This window comes from Mesorhizobium sp. B2-3-4 (assembly GCF_006442315.1).
GTDB lineage: Bacteria > Pseudomonadota > Alphaproteobacteria > Rhizobiales > Rhizobiaceae > Mesorhizobium.
Genome location: NZ_VFVY01000004.1, coordinates 314,493 through 333,045, shown reverse-complemented (window position 1 = coordinate 333,045; position 18,553 = coordinate 314,493). Strand labels below are relative to the sequence as shown.

The window sequence follows — 18,553 nt, the reverse complement described above, 5'->3', positions numbered from 1 at the left end:
GGGTTTGGGGGGACTTGGGGGGTGGCCCGTCGCACCAATAATGTCTGAGTCCGGTGATGGTTCCGTGACTGTGTCATTTTTTTAGGAAATTTTTGACGATGCCTGTCGAGCCTTCAGCCAGTCCCGGCCGGCATGGGCGAAGACCGCGCAGAGCACGATGGCGCCCCCGACCATGCTGGCCACCGGCGGTATTTCGGCCAGGAACAGGAACGCGAAGAGAATCGCGAACGGCACTTCCGCCGAGCCCAGCAGGCCGGATTCAGGCGCTGGGATGAGCCTCGAGCCTTCTGTCCATAGGATCGAAGCCAGTGCGAAAGAGGCGCCGAATGTGGCAAGCAGGACGGCGTCCCTTGGCGAGACCGCCAGGGGATCGGTGACGAACCAGCCGAGGATGAACAGCAGGAAGGCCGAAACCGCGCCGGCCCACACCACGGGCGTGTCGCGGAAAGCGCGCACCATGATCATGTAGAGCGCGCTGCCCGCCGTCATCAGCAGTGCGAGACCGTCGCCGAACAGATTGCCGGTGCCGAAACCCGACCAGACCATGATGGCGACCCCGCATAGCGACACAGCCGCCGCCACCATCGTCTGGAGACGGAACGGCTCGCGCACCAGGATCCAGGCGAGTATCGCGGCAATGAACGGCGAAGTCGCGTAGATGACCGCGACATTGGCGACGAAAGTGAACTTGAAAGCCGAGATGAAGGCGATGCTTGCCAGCGCGCCTTCCACCGCCAGCAGCCAGCCGCGCCAGCCAAGCCGCAGCGGCTCACGCTTGCCGGCACGGCGGCGCCGCCACAGCACGTAGAGGCTGATCAGGATCGAGCCGACAAAGCCACGCCAGCAGGTGATCGTCAGCGGATCGGCATGGATCGACTTGGTCAGCACGCCGGTCAGCCCGAAAACAGCCGCCGAGGACGACACCAGCAGGATGCCAAGCGTGCGTTCGTTGGTTTCCGCGGCGGCCGTGATCTCAGTCATGCACGCAGCCTACCTTGCCTGATCCTGACATCGTCGTGTCGGGAGTAACGGCCATCCACACCATCGTCGCCCATATTATGCGCGCTTGCGGAAATGCTCGCCGCCGACAATCAGCAGGCCTGCGGCGATGATCAGTGCGGCACCCACAAAGACCTCGCGGCGCGGCACGTCGCCCCAGATCGTGAAGCCGAGCGCGAACGCCCACAACAGCGAGGTGTATTCGAGGGGCGCCAGGATCGATGCCGGCGTGCGCTTCATGCCTTCGAAGAGAAGATATTGCGCCAGGCCGCCGAGCGCGCCGACGCTGGCAAGCAGCAGCAGCTGGGGCCAGTCCGGCATGCGCCACCACAACAGGGCTGGCACGCCCGAAAACAGCAGGAAATAGAAATTGTTGAGGAGAAGCTGGATCATCGAGCGCTCGGCAAGCGCGGTCTTGCGCAGGAGCACGATAGCGATGCCCCACAGCAGAGCCGCCGTCAACACCAGCAAGACGGGCACCGACAGGCCGAGACGGGTCGGATCGCAGGCGACAAAGACGCCGGCAAAGCCGATCAGGACTGCCAGCCAGCGAAGAACGGGCACCTTTTCACCGAGCAGGACCACCGAAAGCACGGTGACGATGATCGGCGCGGCGTAATAGACGGTGGTCAGTTCGGCGAGCTGCAGGCTGCGGGCGGCATTGTAGTAGCAGAGCCAGGCGGCAAGCGTGAAGGCGCTGCGCACCAGCATCGGCAACACAATCGGCGAGCGCACGGTATCGGCAAACAGCCGCTTCCCGCCGATCACGGCACAGGCAGCCAGAATGGTGATGGAGCGGAAGAACATGATCTGCCAGACGGTCAGCCCGGCGACCAGCAGCTTGATCGAGGCATCCTGCGTCGAAAACAGCAAATAGGCCGCACCCGTCAGCAGGATTCCGGCGAGAACCCTTTCGCGTGTATCGAGAATGGCGATGTCGGCCATAAGGTGCGCTTGCTTGTGTGAGAGCGGCTCCAGCCCCGGTCGGCTCCGCTTGCGCCAGCTATACGGGCGAAATCAGGCACCGCGCTGCTCCAGCGCCGTGCTTGCGTTTGGGGCAGCGAACGGCGGCGCCAAGGACGACCTCTCTCTGCGGCTTCTGGCGCGGCATGGCTGATTGGTTTAGCATCGTCTTATAAACCGGAGCCGAAGAACGCCGGGGATAGAGAGGGAATTGGCGCTCGGCTCGTGCCGGATGTAGGATCCGCAGGCACGGCCCGACGGGCCGCCTGTGCCAGATAGTCGGGGGAGAGGGCTGATGCAGAAGCTGCAGTCGCAAGGCGTCCATCACATCACGCTGGTCGGTGCGGGCCGACAGACCTCGATCGATTTCTGGGAAGGTGTTCTGGGTATGCCTTTCATCTTCGAGCAGCCCAACCTCGACAAGCCGAGCGAAAGCCATCTCTATTTCGATCCGGGCGACGGCCGGCTGATCACCATCTTCACCGACGAGACCCGCACGGCCGAGAAGCGCCGCACTCCGACCGATCCGGGCTGCGTCCATCACATCGCCTTTGCGGTGTCGCGCGTGACCTTCCTGCAGGCGGTTGCCCGGCTCGATCAACGCGCCATCAAGCACAGCGGCGTCAAGGATCGCGGCTTCATGGATTCGATCTATTTCGAGGATCCGCTCGGCCTGCTGATCGAACTCGCCTCCTATCGTTTCGAGCCTCCCGCGGGCTTCACCCACGCCGATGTCCTGATGGAGGCGCATAAGCTTCGCGTCGCGCGTGGCGACTACAACATCGCCGAGGTGCATCTGGCCGACGCCATCCAGGCGCTGGTGGAACGCGCGCGTGCGACATTGTCGGCCGACCGGGCACCCAAAAATCCATATTGAAGATTGAACAGGCAAGGGAGGAATACGTGGCAAAGGCAGTAACCAAGAGCGCAAGGAAACCGGTGGCCAAACCAGCGGCGAAGCCAGCAAAAGCGGCCGCCGCGAAGCCGGCAGCAAAAGGATCTGCCAAACCGGCGGCCAAGACGGCGTCGAAGGCAGCCGCCGGCAAGAGCGCGGCCAAGGCGAAACCGGCAAAAAAGCCGGCGCTGACCATCAGCATGCTGAAGCCGAGCGTCAACAACATGACTGTTCGTGTCTTTGCCCGCGCCGCCGGGCTCGATCATGCCGAGACCGATGCGTGGGGACACACGCGCTCGCCCGAATACATGGCGCGCAATCCGGCGCACCTGACGCCGATGATCGAGGACAAGGGCTTGCCGCGCGGCGTGCTGTGGGAGAGCTGCGCCATCATGCAATACCTGTCCAACAAGCACGGGTTGGAGAAATTCTACCCCAAGGCGCCGGCCAAGCGGGCGATGATAGACAGCGCCATGTTCTATCTGATCGGCACGCTCTATCCCTATGTGGCGCGCGCCACTTATCCGGCGCTCGGCTTCCCGCAATATGCCGGGGAGGTCGGCCACAGTGACGCCCATCCGGACAGGAAATCCGAGGCGCAGAAGGCGGCGGTCGCCGCCATTGCCGAACCGCTCGAGGTCTTCCATTCCTTCTTCCGCGACGGCAAGCCGTTCATCGGCGGCAAGAATCCGTCGATCGCCGACATCCGCCTCGCGGCGACCCTCGAGTTCCTTGCGGTGATCGACTACGCCTTGCCCAAATGGGCGAAGGAATACATGGCAGCGATGGAGAAGAAGCTCGGCAAGGCCTATGCCGGCCCAGCCGGCGACGTGCGCGGCTACATCGCCCATGTGAGGTCACAGGCCAGGGCGTGACGCGGCCGACAGGCGCTGTTGGCCAGCGTCGCGAAATCACCGGGCTTCTCCCTCTTCTCGTGCTGCCGTAATCCGTCCAGGGATAGTGCTGCGCAAGAAAGCGATCGAAAGGGCAAGACATGGATGCGACCGGATTGAAGGCCATGCAGGCGCCGCTGAAGGAAACCTATCGCGGTGACGCCTCACGCGCACTGATCACGCTGCGAGCCAAGGGAGCGATCGACGACCAGTCGATCGCTTGCAAGGTCGAGACGGGCAGGGCGATTGCCGTAGCCGGCCTGCATCCGGCGACGGGCGGCTCAGGGCTCGAACTGTGTTCCGGCGACATGCTGCTCGAGGCGCTGGTGGCGTGTGCGGGGGTGACGTTGAAAGCAGTGGCGACGGCGCTCGAGTTCAAGCTTGGCGCGGCCACTGTGGAAGCCGAAGGCGATCTTGATTTCCGCGGAACGCTGGGGGTCGCCAAGGATGCGCCGGTTGGCTTTCGCGCCATCCGGCTCAATTTCAGCCTCGACACCGACGAGCCGCAGGAGCGGATCGATTCGCTGCTGAAGCTGACCGAGCGCTATTGCGTGGTTTTCCAGACCATCAACCAGAAGCCGGAACTGACGGTCAGCGCACGCCGTTGAAGCTGCGAATCTCCCTTACGTGGGAGATGCCCGGCAGGGCAGAGGGGCGCGCTGTCCCGCCGGCTTTTGTCGGTGCAGCGCTTGCTTACTGTGCTGCCGGCTCTTCGGCATCGCCCTCGTCGGTGAAGGGCGAGGCGCTCGGCACGCACTGCACGGACCAGCCGGCGGGTGTCGGCTGCTTCTGGTACTCGGTGATGGCGGCGGTGCACTGTTCGCGCTTGTCGAAGGTGCTGGGCAGCACGACCATGCCACCCTGCGGGCCGGCGATTACCAGATACCAGACCAATGCTGCGGTCGTAGCCATGGGGATTTCCTTGTTCTGCCCAGCGGGGCGCTTGTTGTGGGAGTCGTCCGATCCTAACAACTCCCCGGAAATGACGAAAGCATGACCGCCGCGCGGCCTTCTTCCCTCAGATCACAGCCGCGTGATGAGGCGGCGGATTTTCGGACTGGCGTGCTCCCGCCGCCACGCTTCAGTCGGTCGCGAAGCAATAGAACAGGCCGTCGCCGCCCGTGCCTTTCAGCGCCTCCTGGCTGCAACCGCCACGTGAGGCATGCGAGGAGTTCCACGACTTCGCCGCCGTCGAATCGTCGAGGCCGGTGCGGTCGTGATGACCCATCATGGCCACCCCTTCAGCCCCGCTCATCGTCCAGTCGCCGCAGGTCTGGTCGGCGATCCGGGTGCCGTCCGGCTTCGAGCCGGTCAGCATGTCGTGCCGGTTGGGCGTATCGCCGCGGCCGTTGACCGTCTCGCCCTTCTCGTTCAACGCGGTCTGTTTGGTGATGCCGTTGGCGTCGCTGTGCAACGAGGCGACGTCATCGGCGATCTTCTCGCCCTTGGCATTGAACCACGGGCCCTTACCGATGCGGTCGCGCGCGTCCTCGGCGCTCGTCGAAAGATAGGCATGCCAGCTCTTGCCGGTGACGCCGGCAGCTTCGGCCAGCGATGCGCAATGGGCGTCCGCGCCCTTCAGGCCGCCGAGATCGGCGCCCTTGCCGGAACCGACACTGGTGACGAAGAAGCTCATTTTGGCATCCTGGGCAACGGCCGTGCCGGCTGTAGCCCCAAGAGCGGCGATCAGGGCAGCGGCGGCAACGATAACGGGTCTGGGCATGTCGGTCCTCCGGTTTTCGAATCTCCTACACCAGGAGAACGTAGCCGAGGCCGCTTTTAATCCGTTTCGCGCGCGAGTTTTATTCCGGTTGCCGGTAGGAGACGAAACGGTTGTGCTTAGCCTGGAAGATCAGCCCGGTTTCCCTGAGCTCCGGGCTGCCCAGCGGCACGATGCGTCTGGCGATCTCAGAAGGGTGCGGCAGCGTCTCGGGATCCTCGCCCGGCACGGCCTGAGCGCGCATCGCCGTGCGGGTGGCGCCGGGATCGGCGGCGTTGACGCGCAGGGCCAGGCTTTGCGTCTCATGCGCCCAGGAGCGCATCATGGTCTCCACCGCCGCCTTCGATGCCGCGTAAGGCGCCCAGAACGCGCGCGCCGAATGCGCGGCGTTCGAAGACAGGATAATGGCGCGCCCGGCATCCGAAAGCCTGAGCAATGGGTCGACCGAGCGGATCAGCCGCCAGGTCGAGGTGACGTTGATGGTCATCACCTTCTCGAAGGTCTTGGCCTCGACATGGCCGATCGGCGAAATGACGCCGAGCACGCCGGCATTGGCAACGAGAATGTCGAGCTTGCCCCAGCGCTCGTGGATGGCGCCGCCCAGCCGGTCGATGCCGGCCATGTCGGCGAGATCGAGCGGCACCAGCGTCGCCTGGCCGCCGGCCGCCTTGATCTGGTCGTCGAGTTCTTCCAGCCCGCCGACGGTGCGGGCAACCGCGATGACATGGGCGCCGGCAGCCGCCAATTCCTTAGCGATGAAATAGCCGATGCCGCGCGAGGCGCCGGTGACGACCGCGACGCGGCCGGTAAGGTCGAGGGTCATGCGATGGCTTCCGGTAACTGACTAGGCTGGTGACGGGCCGGCAATCCTAGGCCCCGCTGGTCGCCAGCAGCGACAGCGTGCGCACATTGTCGTGGCCTTCGAAGTCGAGCAGGCGGGTCGGGTACTGACCGGTGAAGCAGGCATCGCAGAACTGCGGCTGCTCGTCGTTGCGGCTGGCCTCGCCGACGGCGCGGTAGAGCCCGTTGATCGAGAGGAAGCCGAGCGAATCGACGCGGATGAATTCGGCCATTTCCTGCACCGACATGCGCGATGCCAGAAGCTTCGACTTCTCCGGCGTGTCGACGCCGTAGAAGCACGATGCGCTGGTCGGCGGCGAGGCGATGCGCATGTGCACTTCCCTGGCGCCGGCATCGCGCACCATCTGCACGATCTTCTGGCTGGTGGTGCCGCGCACGATGGAATCGTCGACCAGCACCACGCGCTTGCCCTCGATCATGCGGCGGTTGGCGTTGTGCTTCAGCTTGACGCCCATGTGCCGGATGGAATCGCCGGGCTGGATGAAGGTGCGGCCGACATAGTGGTTGCGGATGATGCCGAGCTCGAAGGGAATACCCGCCGCCTGGGAAAAGCCGATCGCCGCCGGCGTGCCGGAATCCGGCACCGGCACGACGATGTCGGCCTCGACAGGGTTTTCCTGCGCGAGTTCGGCGCCGATGCGTTTGCGCACCTCATAGACATTGCGGCCCTCGACCGAGGAATCCGGCCGGGCGAAATAGACATATTCGAAGATGCAGAAGCGGGTCTTCTGCGGCTCGAACGGGAACAGGCTTTCTATGCCCTTCGAGGTGACGACGACCATCTCGCCGGGCTTCAGGTCGCGCACGAAGCGGGCCCCGATAATGTCGAGCGCGCAGGTTTCGGATGCCAGGATCCAGGCGCCGTCGAGATCGCCGAGCACCAGCGGGCGAATGCCCAGCGGATCACGGCAGCCGATCATCTTCTTGGCCGTCATCGCCACCAGCGAGAAGGCGCCTTCGACCTGCCGCACTGCGTCGATGAAGCGCGAGTTGAGATCGCGCTCCTTGCTGGTCGCGACCAGATGCAGCAGCGTCTCGGTGTCGGAAGTGGAGGAGAAGATCGCCCCTTGCTTCTGCAGCGCGCGCTGCACGGTCATGGCGTTGGTCAGATTGCCGTTGTGGGCGACGGCAAAGCCGCCATCGGCCAATTCGGCGAAGAAGGGCTGGATGTTGCGCATGCCGGCACCGCCGGTCGTGGCGTAGCGCGTGTGGCCGATGGCGCGGTTGCCTTGCAGGCTGTCGATGACGCGTTGCTTGGTGAAGGTGTCGCCGATCAGGCCGACGTGACGTTCGACATGGAACTGGGTGCCGTCATAGGAGACGATGCCGGCGGCTTCCTGGCCACGATGCTGCAGCGCATGCAGGCCGAGTGTGACGATAGCCGCAGCATCCTGCCGGCCAAAAATGCCGAACACGCCACATTCGTCATGGAAATGATCGTCGGCCTCGGCGGAAAGCACGTCGTCTGCGTCTGCCATCTTAAGCTCCGCTAAAATCGCCATATAAGGCGCTCGCGCATCGAAAGCAACGCACTGCGTGCGGTCGTTCACATCGATCGGTCTTCCGACGCCCGTTTGGGCGTCAGTTTGCCGGTGCCGGCGCAGGCTTGGCCGTGTTGTCCGCCGGGCCCGCGTCGTTGTCGTCGGGCGCCGGCGCATTGGCATCATCGCCACCGGCCGGAGCATCCGCCGCCGGTGCGTCGGGCGCTGCTGGCGCCTCGGCTGCCGGCTGATTCGGATTGAGCTTCTTGAGGATGGCGTTTTCCGGATCCTCGGGCAGCAGGCTTTCGAGCTTGGCGCCGATCTGTTCGAGCAGCGGCCGCGACTTGGCTTCCGTGACCCAGGCCGGTGCCTTGGCGCCGGCCAGCCAGTTGAAGAACAGCAGCGCCACCGCCACGACCAGGATGCCGCGCGCCGCGCCGTAGAGGAAGCCGAGCGTACGGTCGAGCGCGCCGATGCGCGAATCGATGATCCAGTCCGCGAGCTTCATGGTGATGACCGAGACGACGATCAGCGCGATGATGAAGACGACGCCGGCAGACGCCGCCATGGCGATCTTCTCGTTCTCGATATAGGGCTTCAGATAGGGCAGGACCGGCTTGTAGAAGAAGAATGCCGCCGCCGCCGCTGCCGCCCAGGACACGACCGAAAGCACCTCGCGCGAGAAACCGCGAACCATGGCGAGCATCGCCGAGACCAGGGTGAAGCCGACGAGAATTCCGTCCAGCAGCGTAATCGGCATGTCTTTCGCCCCACTCCGTGTTGCTCACCACCGGGTGAGCCGCGTCACTCTTCTTCGTTGGCGCGGCTGCGTCGTGAGCCGGCAATGCGCGCCACGAGGTCGGCTAGCTCGGTGGGCTGGAAAGCGCCGGTTCCGATTCCCCCGGCCCCGTTACCACCAGCAAGTTCTTCACTGCCCAAAGGCAGAACCGCGCTTCCAAAGCCCAGCTTTTCGGCTTCCTTGAGGCGTTGCTGCGCATGCGCAACCGGCCTCACGGCGCCCGACAGGCTGATTTCGCCGAAATAGACGCAATCTGCGGGAAGGGCAATACCGGTGAGCGATGAAACCAGTGCGGCGGCGACCGCGAGGTCTGCCGCCGGCTCCGAGATGCGGTAGCCGCCGGCGACGTTGAGATAGACGTCGTGCTGACCGAAGCGCACGCCGCAATGGGCTTCCAGCACCGCGAGGATCATGGACAGGCGCGAACTGTCCCAACCGACCACGGCGCGGCGCGGCGTGCCGAGCGAGGACGCGGCGACCAGTGCCTGGATCTCGACCAGAACCGGCCGCGTTCCTTCCATGCCGGCAAAAACCGCCGCGCCCGGCGATTTCGCATGCCGTTCGCCCAGGAAAAGCTCGGAAGGATTGGAGACTTCGCGCAGCCCCTTGTCCGACATTTCGAAGACGCCGATCTCGTCGGTCGGTCCGAAGCGGTTCTTCACCGTGCGCAGGATGCGATAGTGGTGGCCGCCTTCGCCCTCGAAATAAAGCACCCCGTCGACCATGTGTTCGACCACGCGTGGCCCGGCTATCTGGCCTTCCTTGGTGACATGGCCGACCAGCACGATCGCGGCGCCTGTGGATTTGGCATAGCGGATCATCGCCTGGGCGGCGGCGCGCACCTGGGTGACCGTGCCTGGTGCCGAATCGGCCAAGTCTGTCCACAGCGTCTGGATCGAATCGAGGATGACCAGGTCCGGCCGCTTGCCGTCGGCGATCGTGGCGAGGATATCCTCGACATTGGTTTCGGCCGCGAGTTCGACCGGCGTCGAGGCGACGCCGAGCCGCTGCGCGCGCAGCCTGATCTGGGCCACGGCTTCCTCGCCCGAGACATAGACGATGCGGTGGCCCCGCGAGGCAAGTGCGGCGGCCGCCTGCGTGAGCAGCGTCGACTTGCCGATGCCGGGATCGCCGCCGACCAGGAGCGCCGAGCCGCGCACGAAGCCGCCGCCGGTGGCGCGGTCGAGTTCGCCGATGCCCGAGACGATGCGCGGGGCATCCTCGATGTCGCCAGAAAGCGTGGTCAGCACCACCGCCCGGCCCTTGCGGGCATTGCGCGTATTGGCCGGCCCCGAACCAATGCCGCCCGACGTGCCTTCCTCGACCAGCGTGTTCCACTCGCCGCAGGCGTCGCATTTGCCGGCCCAGCGCTGATGCACCGAGCCGCAATTCTGGCAGATGAACTGGACGCGCGATTTGGCCAAGCTGTTACCTGTTTCCTTGCTGGCAGGCGCCGCGCGCGACAGTCAATCTCCACCCTCGCGAGGGAAATATCCGGCAGGACAGAGGAGGGCGCAGCAGAGCGCCGAGACCGATTATTGCTGTTGGGGTCGCGATCAAACGGTTACTCGAACCTCTCGGCGATATGATGCTCTTCCGCCAGGTCCGAGAAGCGGGTGAATTCGCCGTGGAAGGCGAGCGTGACCGTGCCCGTCGGCCCGTGGCGCTGCTTGGCCACGATCACCTCGGCCTTGCCACGCATCTCGTTCATCTCGTTTTCCCATTTGACATATTCCTCGGTACCGAGCTTCGGCTCGCGGTTCTTGAGGTAATACTCCTCGCGATAGACGAAGATGACGACGTCGGCGTCTTGCTCGATCGAACCGGATTCGCGCAAGTCCGAAAGCTGCGGGCGCTTGTCGTCGCGGCTTTCGACCTGACGCGACAGCTGCGACAGCGCGATGATCGGCACGGTCAGTTCCTTTGCCAGCGCCTTCAGGCCCGTGGTGATCTCGGTGATTTCCTGCACGCGGTTCTGCGAGGACTTGGCGGATGAGCCCTGCATAAGCTGGATATAGTCGATGACGATCAGGTCTAGGCCACGCTGGCGCTTCAGGCGACGCGCACGGGCCGACAACTGGGCGATGGAAATACCGCCGGTCTGGTCGATGAACAGCGGGATCTTCTGCATGGTCTGCGAACAGGCCACCAGTTTTTCGAAATCCATTTCGCTGATTTCGCCTCGCCTGATCTTCGAGGACGAGATTTCCGTCTGTTCGGAGATGATACGGGTGGCGAGCTGCTCGGACGACATTTCGAGCGAGAAGAAGCCGACCACGCCGCCATTGGCCGCCTTGAACGAGCCGTCGGCCTGTTGTGCCGGCACATAGGCTTCGGCGACGTTGAAGGCGATGTTGGTGGCGAGCGAGGTCTTGCCCATGCCCGGGCGGCCGGCAAGCACGATCAGGTCGGAGGGTTGCAGGCCGCCCATGCGGCGGTCGAGATCGCGCATGCCGGTGGCGAGGCCCGACAGACCGCCGTCGCGCATATAGGCGGCGTTGGCCATGTCGACCGCGGTTTTGACCGCGTCGGTGAAGCTCTCGAAGCCGCCGTCATAGCGCCCGGTTTCGGCCAGTTCGAACAGCCGCCGCTCGGCGTCCTCGATCTGCTCGGAAGGCGACATGTCGACAGGTGCGTCATAGGCGATGTTGACCATGTCCTCGCCGACGGTGATCAGCGCCCGCCGTGTCGCCAGGTCATAGATGGCGCGGCCGTAGTCGGTGGCGTTGACGACCGTGACCGCCTCCACCGCCAGGCGCACCACATATTGCGCCACCGTCATGTCGCCGACTTTCTCGTCAGCCGGCAGGAAGGTCTTCAAGGTGATCGGCGTCGCTACCTTGCCCATGCGGATGAGCTCGGCCGCGACTTCGAAAATCTTGCGATGCAAGGGTTCATGGAAGTGGCCCGCTTTCAGGAAGTCGGAGACACGGTAGAAGGCATCGTTGTTGACGAGGATCGCGCCGAGCAGCGCCTGCTCGGCCTCGATATTGTTTGGCGCCTCGCGATAGAGCGGTTGTTCCGCCACGCCGAATTTTCGCGCTGCCTCTGCCATGATATCCCCGGTTTCAATCCCGCCCTTTCGATATCAGAACTGGACAAGTCGGTGCTGACTTATCTGCAACAGTGCCTGTCCAAGCTGTCTTGATGCTCGTTGTTCACAGGGACGGCAAACCGTCCACAGGAGAGTGTTCCCGTGTCCCGATTCCGTTTGACTCGGCAAGCGATGATTCTTACACGCAGGCCTGGAACGAAGCAAGAACAATCGATCGTTCACCTACTTCCGCGTTAAAGCGCATCGCCCCAGTCCAGCCGCCGGGCCACTTTGAACGCTTCGCCGTCACGCTTGGTGAGGAGTCGTTCGCCGGCACTGCCATTTGGCTGGCAAAGTTTCAGCGTTACCTTGCCGGAGCCGGCTTTCGGCGGCGCGATTACTCGTGCGGCATGGGAAGCCGCCGGCCGCCGCGAAGCCGCGACATAGATAAACTTCTCGTCCTCCCACGGCACGTCGCCGTCCTTGGCCAGCCGGTGCAGCCGCGAACGGGCGACCCGGCGGGAAAAATGGCACCAGTCCGGCGGGCTGAGCGGGCAGGGCGCCTCGTGCGGGCAGGGCGCAAGCACATGCGCGCCGGCCTCGATCAATTGCGCGCGCACGGCAAGGATGCGCTGCCAGCCCGCCGGCGTGCCTGGCTCGACGATCAGCAGCGTGTCCGTCGTGAGCTGCCACATGCGGTCCACCATTTTGGGCAGGGATGCCGGCACGATCTCATCGAGCACATAGGCGCATGTGACGAGATCCGCCGGCTGGAGTCCGGCAAGATCTATCGTGACATCGCCTGCCTGCCAGACGGTCCGGGCCGCGATCGCATCGGACGCGAGCGCCTCGCCGACCTTGCGCACGGCTGCACTCGCTTCCAACAGCGTGGCGCGTTCCAGCTCGGGCCAGATCTGGCTGGTGGCCCAAAGCACCGTGCCAGGACCGGCGCCGACATCGAGCAGACTCGCGGGCGCGAAATCCGGCCGGGCTTCGGCGAGCGCATCGAGGCTGGCGCGGACGGCCGCATAGGTCGCCGGCATTCGCGTCGCCAGATAGGCCTTGACCGCCATGTCCTGCGCCATGTGCAGGCGGCCGTCGCGCAGTTCGGCGCGGTAGCGGTCGGACAGGGTTTTCGCCGCCTGCTTCAGCTCGGGCAGCGGCATTTTTTCCAGGATACGATCGACAGCCTGTCGAAGAGCGGCCGGCAGTTCCACGGTCTATGCCCCTCGCGGCGCAAACAGGATGATCGTGGCGCCGGCCATGCAGAGCGTGGCACCGGCGAGGTCCCAGCGATCGGGCCGCACGCCTTCGACCAGCCACAGCCAGGCCAGCGAGGCCACGATATAGATACCGCCGTAAGCGGCATAGGCGCGGCCAGCCGCGTTGGTATCGACCATGGCCAGAAGCCAGGCAAACGCAAGCAGCGAGGCAAAGCCCGGCAGCAGCCAGAGCGGCGATTTCTCCAGCCGCCACCACGCCCATACCGAAAAGCAGCCGGCGATTTCGGCCAGCGCCGCGGCCGCGTAGAGCACATAGGTCATGAAAAAGGCCCCGTGACGTTCACGAGGCCTTTTTCGGGGCAGGAACCCGCAATGGCAAGCGCCAATAACGTGTCCTATTCCGCCACTTTGCGGCGCCGGACCGGTTTGGCCGGCTTTTCGACGGGGATCGCCTCGCGGTGGCCCATGTCGCGCATCTCCAGCGCCTTCTCGCATTTCGCCATATAGTCGCGCGTCATCGGCAGCGTGTCGTTCTTCTTGGCGATCTGGAACTGGAAGATCACCAGGTCCTGCCAGCGGAAGGCCGCTTCAGAGGCGGCGAGATAGAACTCCCACATGCGGCAGAAGCGCTCGTCATAGATCGCCTTGGCCTTGTCGCGGTTGGCCGCGAAGCGCAGGGCCCAATGCTTCAGCGTATCGGCATAGTGGAGCCGCAGGATCTCCACGTCGGTGACCACCAGGCCGGACTTCTCGATCGCCGGCAGCACTTCGGACATCGCCGGAATGTAGCCGCCCGGGAAAATATACTTGCGGATGAAGGCGCTGGTCGCCCACGGCACGCCGGATCGGCCGATCGTGTGCAGAAGCATGACGCCATCAGGCTTCAGCAATGTCGCCGCCTTGTCGAAGAAGGTGCGGTAGTGGTTGACGCCGACATGCTCGAACATGCCGACCGAAACGATGCGGTCGAAGCGTTCGTTGAGCTCGCGATAATCCTTCAGTTCGAAATGGACGTGGTTTTCCAGCCCTTGCGCATGCGCGCGGTCGGTGGCGACGCCATGCTGTTCGGTCGACAGCGTCACGCCCTGCACGTCGACGTCGAAGGCCTTGGCGAGATAGAGGCCGAGCCCGCCCCAGCCGGAGCCGATGTCGAGCACCGTCTGGCCGGCCTTCAGCCTCAGCTTGGCGGCGATATGGCGCTTCTTGGCGGCCTGCGCCTCGTCCAGCGTCATGTCGGGTTGCTCGAAATAGGCGCAGGAATACTGCATGTCCTCGTCGAGGAAGAGCCGGTAGAGCTCGCCCGACAGATCGTAGTGGCGCTGTACGTTGCGGCGCGAGCGCGAAGCGGTGTTGATCTGCTGCAGGCGGCGGAAGGCGTGGCGCAGGCCCTCGATGGCTTTCGACCAGGTCGCGTCGATGCCGCCGCTGCCCATGTTCTGGAAGGCGATGCGCATCAGGCCGAGGACGCCGCCTTCGAGAATGTCGAGTTCGCCGTCCATGTAGGCTTCGGGCACCGCCAGCATCGGATCGAAGGTGATGGCGCGTTCGGCATGGCGCGTCTTGATATGCATATGCACCGGCTCGCCGCTGCCGTCACCGAACGTGAATGTCGAGCCCTTCGGGCCGGTTACCTTGAGATTACCCGTACGCACCAGACGATCGAGAACGCGCTTCAGCAGAATATTCATGACCACATGTCCCCTCGGTCGGACCACCCGGTGATCGGACCGGTATTGCCAAATCAAAAGTGCACAGCGCATCGCCCGCGTCCAATCGACGCGCCACGCTGCAATGTGCACAAGATATAGGGTGTCGAAAAGTTCCGTTTGGCACAAAAAAGCCCGGGCCAGAGGCCCGGGCGTTGGTCCAGTAACGATTGGAAACCGTCAGAACGAAGCAGGCGCCGGCTTGGCGCCCGAAAACGCGATCAGGCGTTGTCTTCGCCGCCGTCGAATTCGGCGTTCGGATCGAAGAAGTTTTCCGGCCGCGCATTGTCGTTGATGTCGTCGCCATAGATGGCTTCGGCGGTGGTCAGCGTCTCGCCCTTGGCCTGGCGCTCGGCCTCGTCCGCCGTACGGGCGATGTTGAGCGTGATGGTGACCTCGACTTCCGGATGCAGCGCGATCGCCACATTGGTGAGGCCGATGGTCTTGATCGGCTGGTTGAGCTGGATCTGGTTGCGGTTGACCGAGAAACCTTCCGCCGTCAGCAAGTCGGCGATGTCGCGGGTCGACACCGAACCGTAGAGCTGGCCGGTCTCGCCGGCCGAACGCACCGCGATGAAGCTCTTGCCGTCTAGCTTCTCCGCCACCTGGGCCGCTTCCGACTTGCGCTCGAGGTTGCGGGCTTCGAGCTGGGCGCGCTGGCCTTCAAACTTCTTCTTGTTGGCTTCGTTGGCGCGCAGCGCCTTGCCCTGCGGCAGCAGGAAGTTACGGGCAAAACCGTCCTTGACCTTGACGGTATCGCCCATCTGGCCGAGGCGGGAAACGCGTTCGAGAAGAATGACTTCCATGGTTATATTCCTTTCGGTTGGGCGTCCTTCCAAGAGGTGGACGCCAGATTTCTGGAACAGGTCAGGAAGCAAAGGGCGTTGCCGCCGGTGTCGCTGTCCTGCCTGTCGCGGCAGTTAGAGGCTTTTGACCTCAACTCGGGATTTGATGTCTGGCCGGTCATGCCCGTCATGGCCGGCGAAAGGGACGGGCGGCGAACCGCCCGTTCGAAAGACTTAGCGAACCACGTAGGGCAGCAGGCCGAGGAAACGGGCGCGCTTGATCGCCTTGGCGAGTTCGCGCTGCTTCTTCTGGCTGACGGCGGTGATGCGCGAGGGCACGATCTTGCCGCGCTCGGAAATGTAGCGCTGCAGGAGACGCACGTCCTTGTAGTCGATCTTCGGTGCGTTGGCGCCGGAGAACGGGCAGGTCTTGCGGCGGCGATGGAAAGGGCGCCGGGTCGGGATCTGATTGATGTCGACCATTATTCTGCACCCCCTTCAAAACCTTCACGCGGACGGCGCGGACCACGGTCACCGCCTTCACGATCGCCGAACGAACGCGGGCCACGATCGCCGCGGTCGCCGAAGCTGCGCGCCGGACGGTCGCCACGGTCGCGGTCGCCGAAGCCGCCGCGCTCGGAACGCTCTTCGCGCTTCTGCATCATGGCCGAAGGGCCTTCCTCATGCGCTTCGACCTTGATGGTCAGGAAACGCAGCACGTCCTCGGACAGACCCATCTGGCGCTCCATTTCGTTGAGCGCGGCCGGCGGGCAGGTGAGATCCATGAGCGTGTAGTAGGCCTTCCGGTTCTTGTTGACCCGGTAGGTGAGGGACTTCAGTCCCCAGTTCTCGACCCGGCCGACGGAACCGCCATTCGCTGCGATGACGCCCTTGTACTGTTCGACAAGCGCATCGACCTGCTGCTGCGAGAGGTCCTGCCGGGCAAGAAACACATGTTCGTAAAGAGCCATTATGTCTTGGTGCCTTTCTTCGTTTCTCTCCCGGTTCCCGGCGGCAAAAGCCTCTGCAACTTCTCTGACCCGCATGTGCCTTGAAGGCGCGGGGAAGAAAGGAGCATGACGAGACGGTCGAGAGCGGAGACACGGGAGGCGGAAGCGCTTCTGGCTTCACACGAAGGTTCTCGAAAGAACCTCCGGCCCTCCGTTCAGCCCCCAGCTGGGACCGGCAGATTGGCGGCGTCTATACAGCAATCCGCCGATAAGGCAAGGGCAAGCCCCGTCCCTGATGTCACGGCACGCCGGAAATCAAGCCGCGGCGGCGGCGAAGCCTGGCGACTTTCCCCGCAACCGGCCCTTAACCACAATGTCAGGTTGCGCCGGGTTGCTCCGCGCCGTCAACGGTCGATTCATCATGCAAGGCGCAAAAACCCGGACAACCGCGCAAGCGGCAAGCATTTCCGGGGGTAAGAATGCTTCTCAACAGATTCTGGCGCTCGAAGAGCGGCAATTTCGCGCTGATGATGGGGCTGGGGCTGCCAGCCATTCTGTCGGCAGTCGCGTTCGCGACCGACGTCTCGACCATCATGCGGGCGAAGAGCAACCTGCAGAACGCGCTCGATGCCGCAAACCTTGCGTCCTCGCATCTTGGCGATCTGGACATTACCCGCACGGATGCTTTCGACCGCTATTTCCAGGCCAACATCGTCGGACACGGCGAACTCGCCAACGCGAAGGCCACGCTGAGCGTCGACAAGGGCGTCAATTTCGTCAAGACCAAGGCGGTCGCCTCGGCCGACGTCAATCTGAACTTCGCTTTCCTGTTTGGCCAGAGCAAGCACATCGTGGTCGATGCGTCGGCGGTCGAATCGAACAATCAGCTCGAAGTCGTCCTGGTGCTGGACAATACCGGCTCGATGGCAGGCGCCCGCATCGCCGCCCTCAAGACGGCGACGGACAAACTGCTTCAGGATCTGGAATCGGTACAGTCGCCGACGCGCAAGGTGCGTGTTGCGCTGGTTCCATTCGTCACCGCGGTCAATGTCGATGGCGCCGGGTTCGATCCTTCCTGGATCGACATGGACGGCAAGTCATCCACCAACGGCATCAATTTCCCCACCATCAATGGCAAGCGCCCCAATCACATGGCGCTTTTCAGGCAGTTGATGAAGGATCCGGCCACGGCCGCCAAGCTCTCAGGCTGGAAGGACGCCACCGGCGCGGACACAGGCTGGAAAGGTTGCGTCGAGGCGCGCCCTGGTGCCTTGAATATCTCGGATGCGCCGCCTGATCCGTCGAAGCCCGAAACCTTGTTCGTGCCGTACTTCGCGCCGGACAGCCCAGGGGACGGCACTTCACCTTCCGGCAGCTATGCGAACGACGCCAAATACTACAACAACTCGTTCATCAAGGACACGCCCGACGAGGCCAAGCTTGCTCGAGATGGCGGGCTCAATGTCCTTGGAATAGATTTGAGCGGCCTGCTTGGAGGCGTGGTCAACGCCTTGCTGGGCGGTCCGTCGAAGGATGATCTCAACATGGTCGCCAAGTATGTGGCACCGCAGAACACCTCGATCGCCACGGCTGCCACATCGGATCCAAATGCCTTGCAATTGACGGTAGGACCAAACCGATCCTGTCCTTCGCCGATCGTTCCGCTGACCGACGATTTTACGAAACTTCGCAAGGAAGCCGGCAAGATGCTTGCCTGGGCGGGGTCCGGCACGAATGTCTCCGAAGGCCTGGCCTGGGGCCAGCGCGTGTTGTCGCCGGGGGCGCCTTATACCGACGGAACCCCATGGAAGACGCCTGGGGTCAGCAAGATCGTCATGCTGCTGACCGATGGCGAGAACGTCGTCTACGGCGCCAGCGAGGAGCCGACCAAGTCCGACTATACGTCCTACGGTTACCTCGCGGGGTCGCCTTACGGCACTCCGGGTCGCATGGGATCGGACAACCAGGCGGCGGCCGCCCGAAATGTCGACGGCTGGACCAAAAGCGTGTGCACACAGTTGAAGAACCAGGGTGCCGAAATCTACACCATGGTGCTGCAATCCGACACCGCCGCCAATCGCGCGCTTTACAGCGCCTGCGCCACCGACCCCACCGACTATTATGCGGTCAACGATCCGGCCACCCTGCCGAACGTGTTCCTGCAGATCGCCAACAAGTTCTCCAAGCTGCAATTGACGAACTGAGCGGCTGGTCGCGAAGGCGGGGCCGACACGGAGTTGCGGG

Annotated in this window: 19 protein-coding genes; 4 read left to right on the top strand and 15 right to left on the bottom strand. The window is 63.8% G+C overall.

From position 1 onward, the window contains the following. Nucleotides 1–81: 81 nt before the first annotated feature. Both FJ967_RS09650 and FJ967_RS09645 read right to left on the bottom strand, forming a co-directional pair. Nucleotides 82–981: a DMT family transporter gene (locus FJ967_RS09650; RefSeq protein ID WP_140731465.1), complete on the bottom strand. Its 900-nt coding sequence runs from the start codon at nucleotides 979–981 to the stop codon at nucleotides 82–84. A 75-nt stretch (nucleotides 982–1,056) separates the two neighbouring features. Then, nucleotides 1,057–1,944, bottom strand: a complete 888-nt coding sequence (locus FJ967_RS09645) for a DMT family transporter (protein ID WP_140731464.1) — start codon at nucleotides 1,942–1,944, stop codon at nucleotides 1,057–1,059. Between the two features lie 313 nt (nucleotides 1,945–2,257). On the opposite strand from FJ967_RS09645, the gene FJ967_RS09640 reads away from it, so the two are divergent. The 3 genes from FJ967_RS09640 to FJ967_RS09630 all read left to right on the top strand — a co-directional run bounded on the left by FJ967_RS09640 (nucleotide 2,258) and on the right by FJ967_RS09630 (nucleotide 4,358). Further along, nucleotides 2,258–2,839, top strand: coding sequence for a VOC family protein (locus FJ967_RS09640; protein ID WP_140731463.1), 582 nt, complete (start codon nucleotides 2,258–2,260; stop codon nucleotides 2,837–2,839). A gap of 26 nt (nucleotides 2,840–2,865) precedes the next feature. After that, on the top strand, nucleotides 2,866–3,732 hold the full coding sequence (locus tag FJ967_RS09635; RefSeq protein ID WP_140731462.1) for a glutathione S-transferase family protein: 867 nt from the start codon (nucleotides 2,866–2,868) through the stop codon (nucleotides 3,730–3,732). A 119-nt stretch (nucleotides 3,733–3,851) separates the two neighbouring features. Further along, nucleotides 3,852–4,358, top strand: coding sequence for an OsmC family protein (locus FJ967_RS09630; RefSeq protein WP_140731461.1), 507 nt, complete (start codon nucleotides 3,852–3,854; stop codon nucleotides 4,356–4,358). Between the two features lie 85 nt (nucleotides 4,359–4,443). Here FJ967_RS09630 and FJ967_RS09625 read toward each other — a convergent pair whose 3' ends face one another. From FJ967_RS09625 to rpsF, 13 genes are all read right to left on the bottom strand, one after another. Next, the gene (locus tag FJ967_RS09625) at nucleotides 4,444–4,662 is read right to left on the bottom strand and encodes a hypothetical protein (RefSeq protein WP_015318519.1); all 219 of its coding nucleotides are present in this window, start codon (nucleotides 4,660–4,662) and stop codon (nucleotides 4,444–4,446) included. Between the two features lie 169 nt (nucleotides 4,663–4,831). Next, nucleotides 4,832–5,473 (bottom strand): hypothetical protein, encoded by a 642-nt coding sequence (locus tag FJ967_RS09620; protein WP_140731460.1) that lies wholly within the window; start codon nucleotides 5,471–5,473, stop codon nucleotides 4,832–4,834. 79 nt (nucleotides 5,474–5,552) lie between these two features. Beyond that, a complete protein-coding gene (locus tag FJ967_RS09615; RefSeq protein WP_140731459.1) occupies nucleotides 5,553–6,293 on the bottom strand; it encodes an SDR family NAD(P)-dependent oxidoreductase in 741 nt (246 codons plus the stop codon). Nucleotides 6,294–6,339: 46 nt separating this feature from the next. Then, nucleotides 6,340–7,809 (bottom strand): amidophosphoribosyltransferase, encoded by a 1,470-nt coding sequence (gene purF, locus FJ967_RS09610; RefSeq protein ID WP_140731458.1) that lies wholly within the window; start codon nucleotides 7,807–7,809, stop codon nucleotides 6,340–6,342. A gap of 103 nt (nucleotides 7,810–7,912) precedes the next feature. After that, entirely contained in the window at nucleotides 7,913–8,572 is a 660-nt protein-coding gene (locus FJ967_RS09605; protein ID WP_140731457.1) for a CvpA family protein, read from the bottom strand. A gap of 44 nt (nucleotides 8,573–8,616) precedes the next feature. Beyond that, on the bottom strand, nucleotides 8,617–10,035 hold the full coding sequence (gene radA, locus FJ967_RS09600) for a DNA repair protein RadA (protein WP_140731456.1): 1,419 nt from the start codon (nucleotides 10,033–10,035) through the stop codon (nucleotides 8,617–8,619). A gap of 140 nt (nucleotides 10,036–10,175) precedes the next feature. Further along, nucleotides 10,176–11,666, bottom strand: coding sequence for a replicative DNA helicase (locus FJ967_RS09595; RefSeq protein WP_140710494.1), 1,491 nt, complete (start codon nucleotides 11,664–11,666; stop codon nucleotides 10,176–10,178). Nucleotides 11,667–11,899: 233 nt separating this feature from the next. Then, entirely contained in the window at nucleotides 11,900–12,862 is a 963-nt protein-coding gene (locus tag FJ967_RS09590; protein ID WP_140731455.1) for a small ribosomal subunit Rsm22 family protein, read from the bottom strand. Nucleotides 12,863–12,865: 3 nt separating this feature from the next. Beyond that, complete coding sequence (locus FJ967_RS09585) at nucleotides 12,866–13,189, bottom strand: YnfA family protein (RefSeq protein ID WP_140731454.1); 324 nt, start codon at nucleotides 13,187–13,189, stop codon at nucleotides 12,866–12,868. 74 nt (nucleotides 13,190–13,263) lie between these two features. Continuing rightward, on the bottom strand, nucleotides 13,264–14,556 hold the full coding sequence (locus tag FJ967_RS09580) for a cyclopropane-fatty-acyl-phospholipid synthase family protein (RefSeq protein WP_140731453.1): 1,293 nt from the start codon (nucleotides 14,554–14,556) through the stop codon (nucleotides 13,264–13,266). A 239-nt stretch (nucleotides 14,557–14,795) separates the two neighbouring features. Then, on the bottom strand, nucleotides 14,796–15,380 hold the full coding sequence (gene rplI / locus FJ967_RS09575) for a 50S ribosomal protein L9 (protein WP_140731452.1): 585 nt from the start codon (nucleotides 15,378–15,380) through the stop codon (nucleotides 14,796–14,798). A 213-nt stretch (nucleotides 15,381–15,593) separates the two neighbouring features. Then, nucleotides 15,594–15,842, bottom strand: a complete 249-nt coding sequence (gene rpsR / locus FJ967_RS09570) for a 30S ribosomal protein S18 (RefSeq protein ID WP_006203718.1) — start codon at nucleotides 15,840–15,842, stop codon at nucleotides 15,594–15,596. Beyond that, nucleotides 15,842–16,330, bottom strand: coding sequence for a 30S ribosomal protein S6 (rpsF, locus tag FJ967_RS09565; RefSeq protein ID WP_027144123.1), 489 nt, complete (start codon nucleotides 16,328–16,330; stop codon nucleotides 15,842–15,844). Before rpsF ends, rpsR begins: the two co-directional genes overlap by 1 nt. 458 nt (nucleotides 16,331–16,788) lie before the next feature. On the opposite strand from rpsF, the gene FJ967_RS09560 reads away from it, so the two are divergent. Then, complete coding sequence (locus FJ967_RS09560) at nucleotides 16,789–18,513, top strand: pilus assembly protein (RefSeq protein ID WP_140731451.1); 1,725 nt, start codon at nucleotides 16,789–16,791, stop codon at nucleotides 18,511–18,513. Nucleotides 18,514–18,553 lie beyond the last annotated feature (40 nt).

Bases quoted from the DNA above. Each gene is read 5' to 3' on its own strand.
- rplI (WP_140731452.1), bottom strand. From the start codon at position 15,380: ATGGAAGTCATTCTTCTCGAACGCGTTTCCCGCCTCGGCCAGATGGGC.
- purF (WP_140731458.1), bottom strand. From the start codon at position 7,809: ATGGCAGACGCAGACGACGTGCTTTCCGCCGAGGCCGACGATCATTTC.
- FJ967_RS09630 (WP_140731461.1), top strand. From the start codon at position 3,852: ATGGATGCGACCGGATTGAAGGCCATGCAGGCGCCGCTGAAGGAAACC.
- FJ967_RS09620 (WP_140731460.1), bottom strand. From the start codon at position 5,473: ATGCCCAGACCCGTTATCGTTGCCGCCGCTGCCCTGATCGCCGCTCTT.
- rpsF (WP_027144123.1), bottom strand. From the start codon at position 16,330: ATGGCTCTTTACGAACATGTGTTTCTTGCCCGGCAGGACCTCTCGCAG.
- rpsR (WP_006203718.1), bottom strand. From the start codon at position 15,842: ATGGTCGACATCAATCAGATCCCGACCCGGCGCCCTTTCCATCGCCGC.
- FJ967_RS09605 (WP_140731457.1), bottom strand. From the start codon at position 8,572: ATGCCGATTACGCTGCTGGACGGAATTCTCGTCGGCTTCACCCTGGTC.
- FJ967_RS09595 (WP_140710494.1), bottom strand. From the start codon at position 11,666: ATGGCAGAGGCAGCGCGAAAATTCGGCGTGGCGGAACAACCGCTCTAT.
- FJ967_RS09560 (WP_140731451.1), top strand. From the start codon at position 16,789: ATGCTTCTCAACAGATTCTGGCGCTCGAAGAGCGGCAATTTCGCGCTG.
- FJ967_RS09640 (WP_140731463.1), top strand. From the start codon at position 2,258: ATGCAGAAGCTGCAGTCGCAAGGCGTCCATCACATCACGCTGGTCGGT.
- FJ967_RS09580 (WP_140731453.1), bottom strand. From the start codon at position 14,556: ATGAATATTCTGCTGAAGCGCGTTCTCGATCGTCTGGTGCGTACGGGT.
- FJ967_RS09585 (WP_140731454.1), bottom strand. From the start codon at position 13,189: ATGACCTATGTGCTCTACGCGGCCGCGGCGCTGGCCGAAATCGCCGGC.
- FJ967_RS09615 (WP_140731459.1), bottom strand. From the start codon at position 6,293: ATGACCCTCGACCTTACCGGCCGCGTCGCGGTCGTCACCGGCGCCTCG.
- FJ967_RS09650 (WP_140731465.1), bottom strand. From the start codon at position 981: ATGACTGAGATCACGGCCGCCGCGGAAACCAACGAACGCACGCTTGGC.
- FJ967_RS09625 (WP_015318519.1), bottom strand. From the start codon at position 4,662: ATGGCTACGACCGCAGCATTGGTCTGGTATCTGGTAATCGCCGGCCCG.
- FJ967_RS09645 (WP_140731464.1), bottom strand. From the start codon at position 1,944: ATGGCCGACATCGCCATTCTCGATACACGCGAAAGGGTTCTCGCCGGA.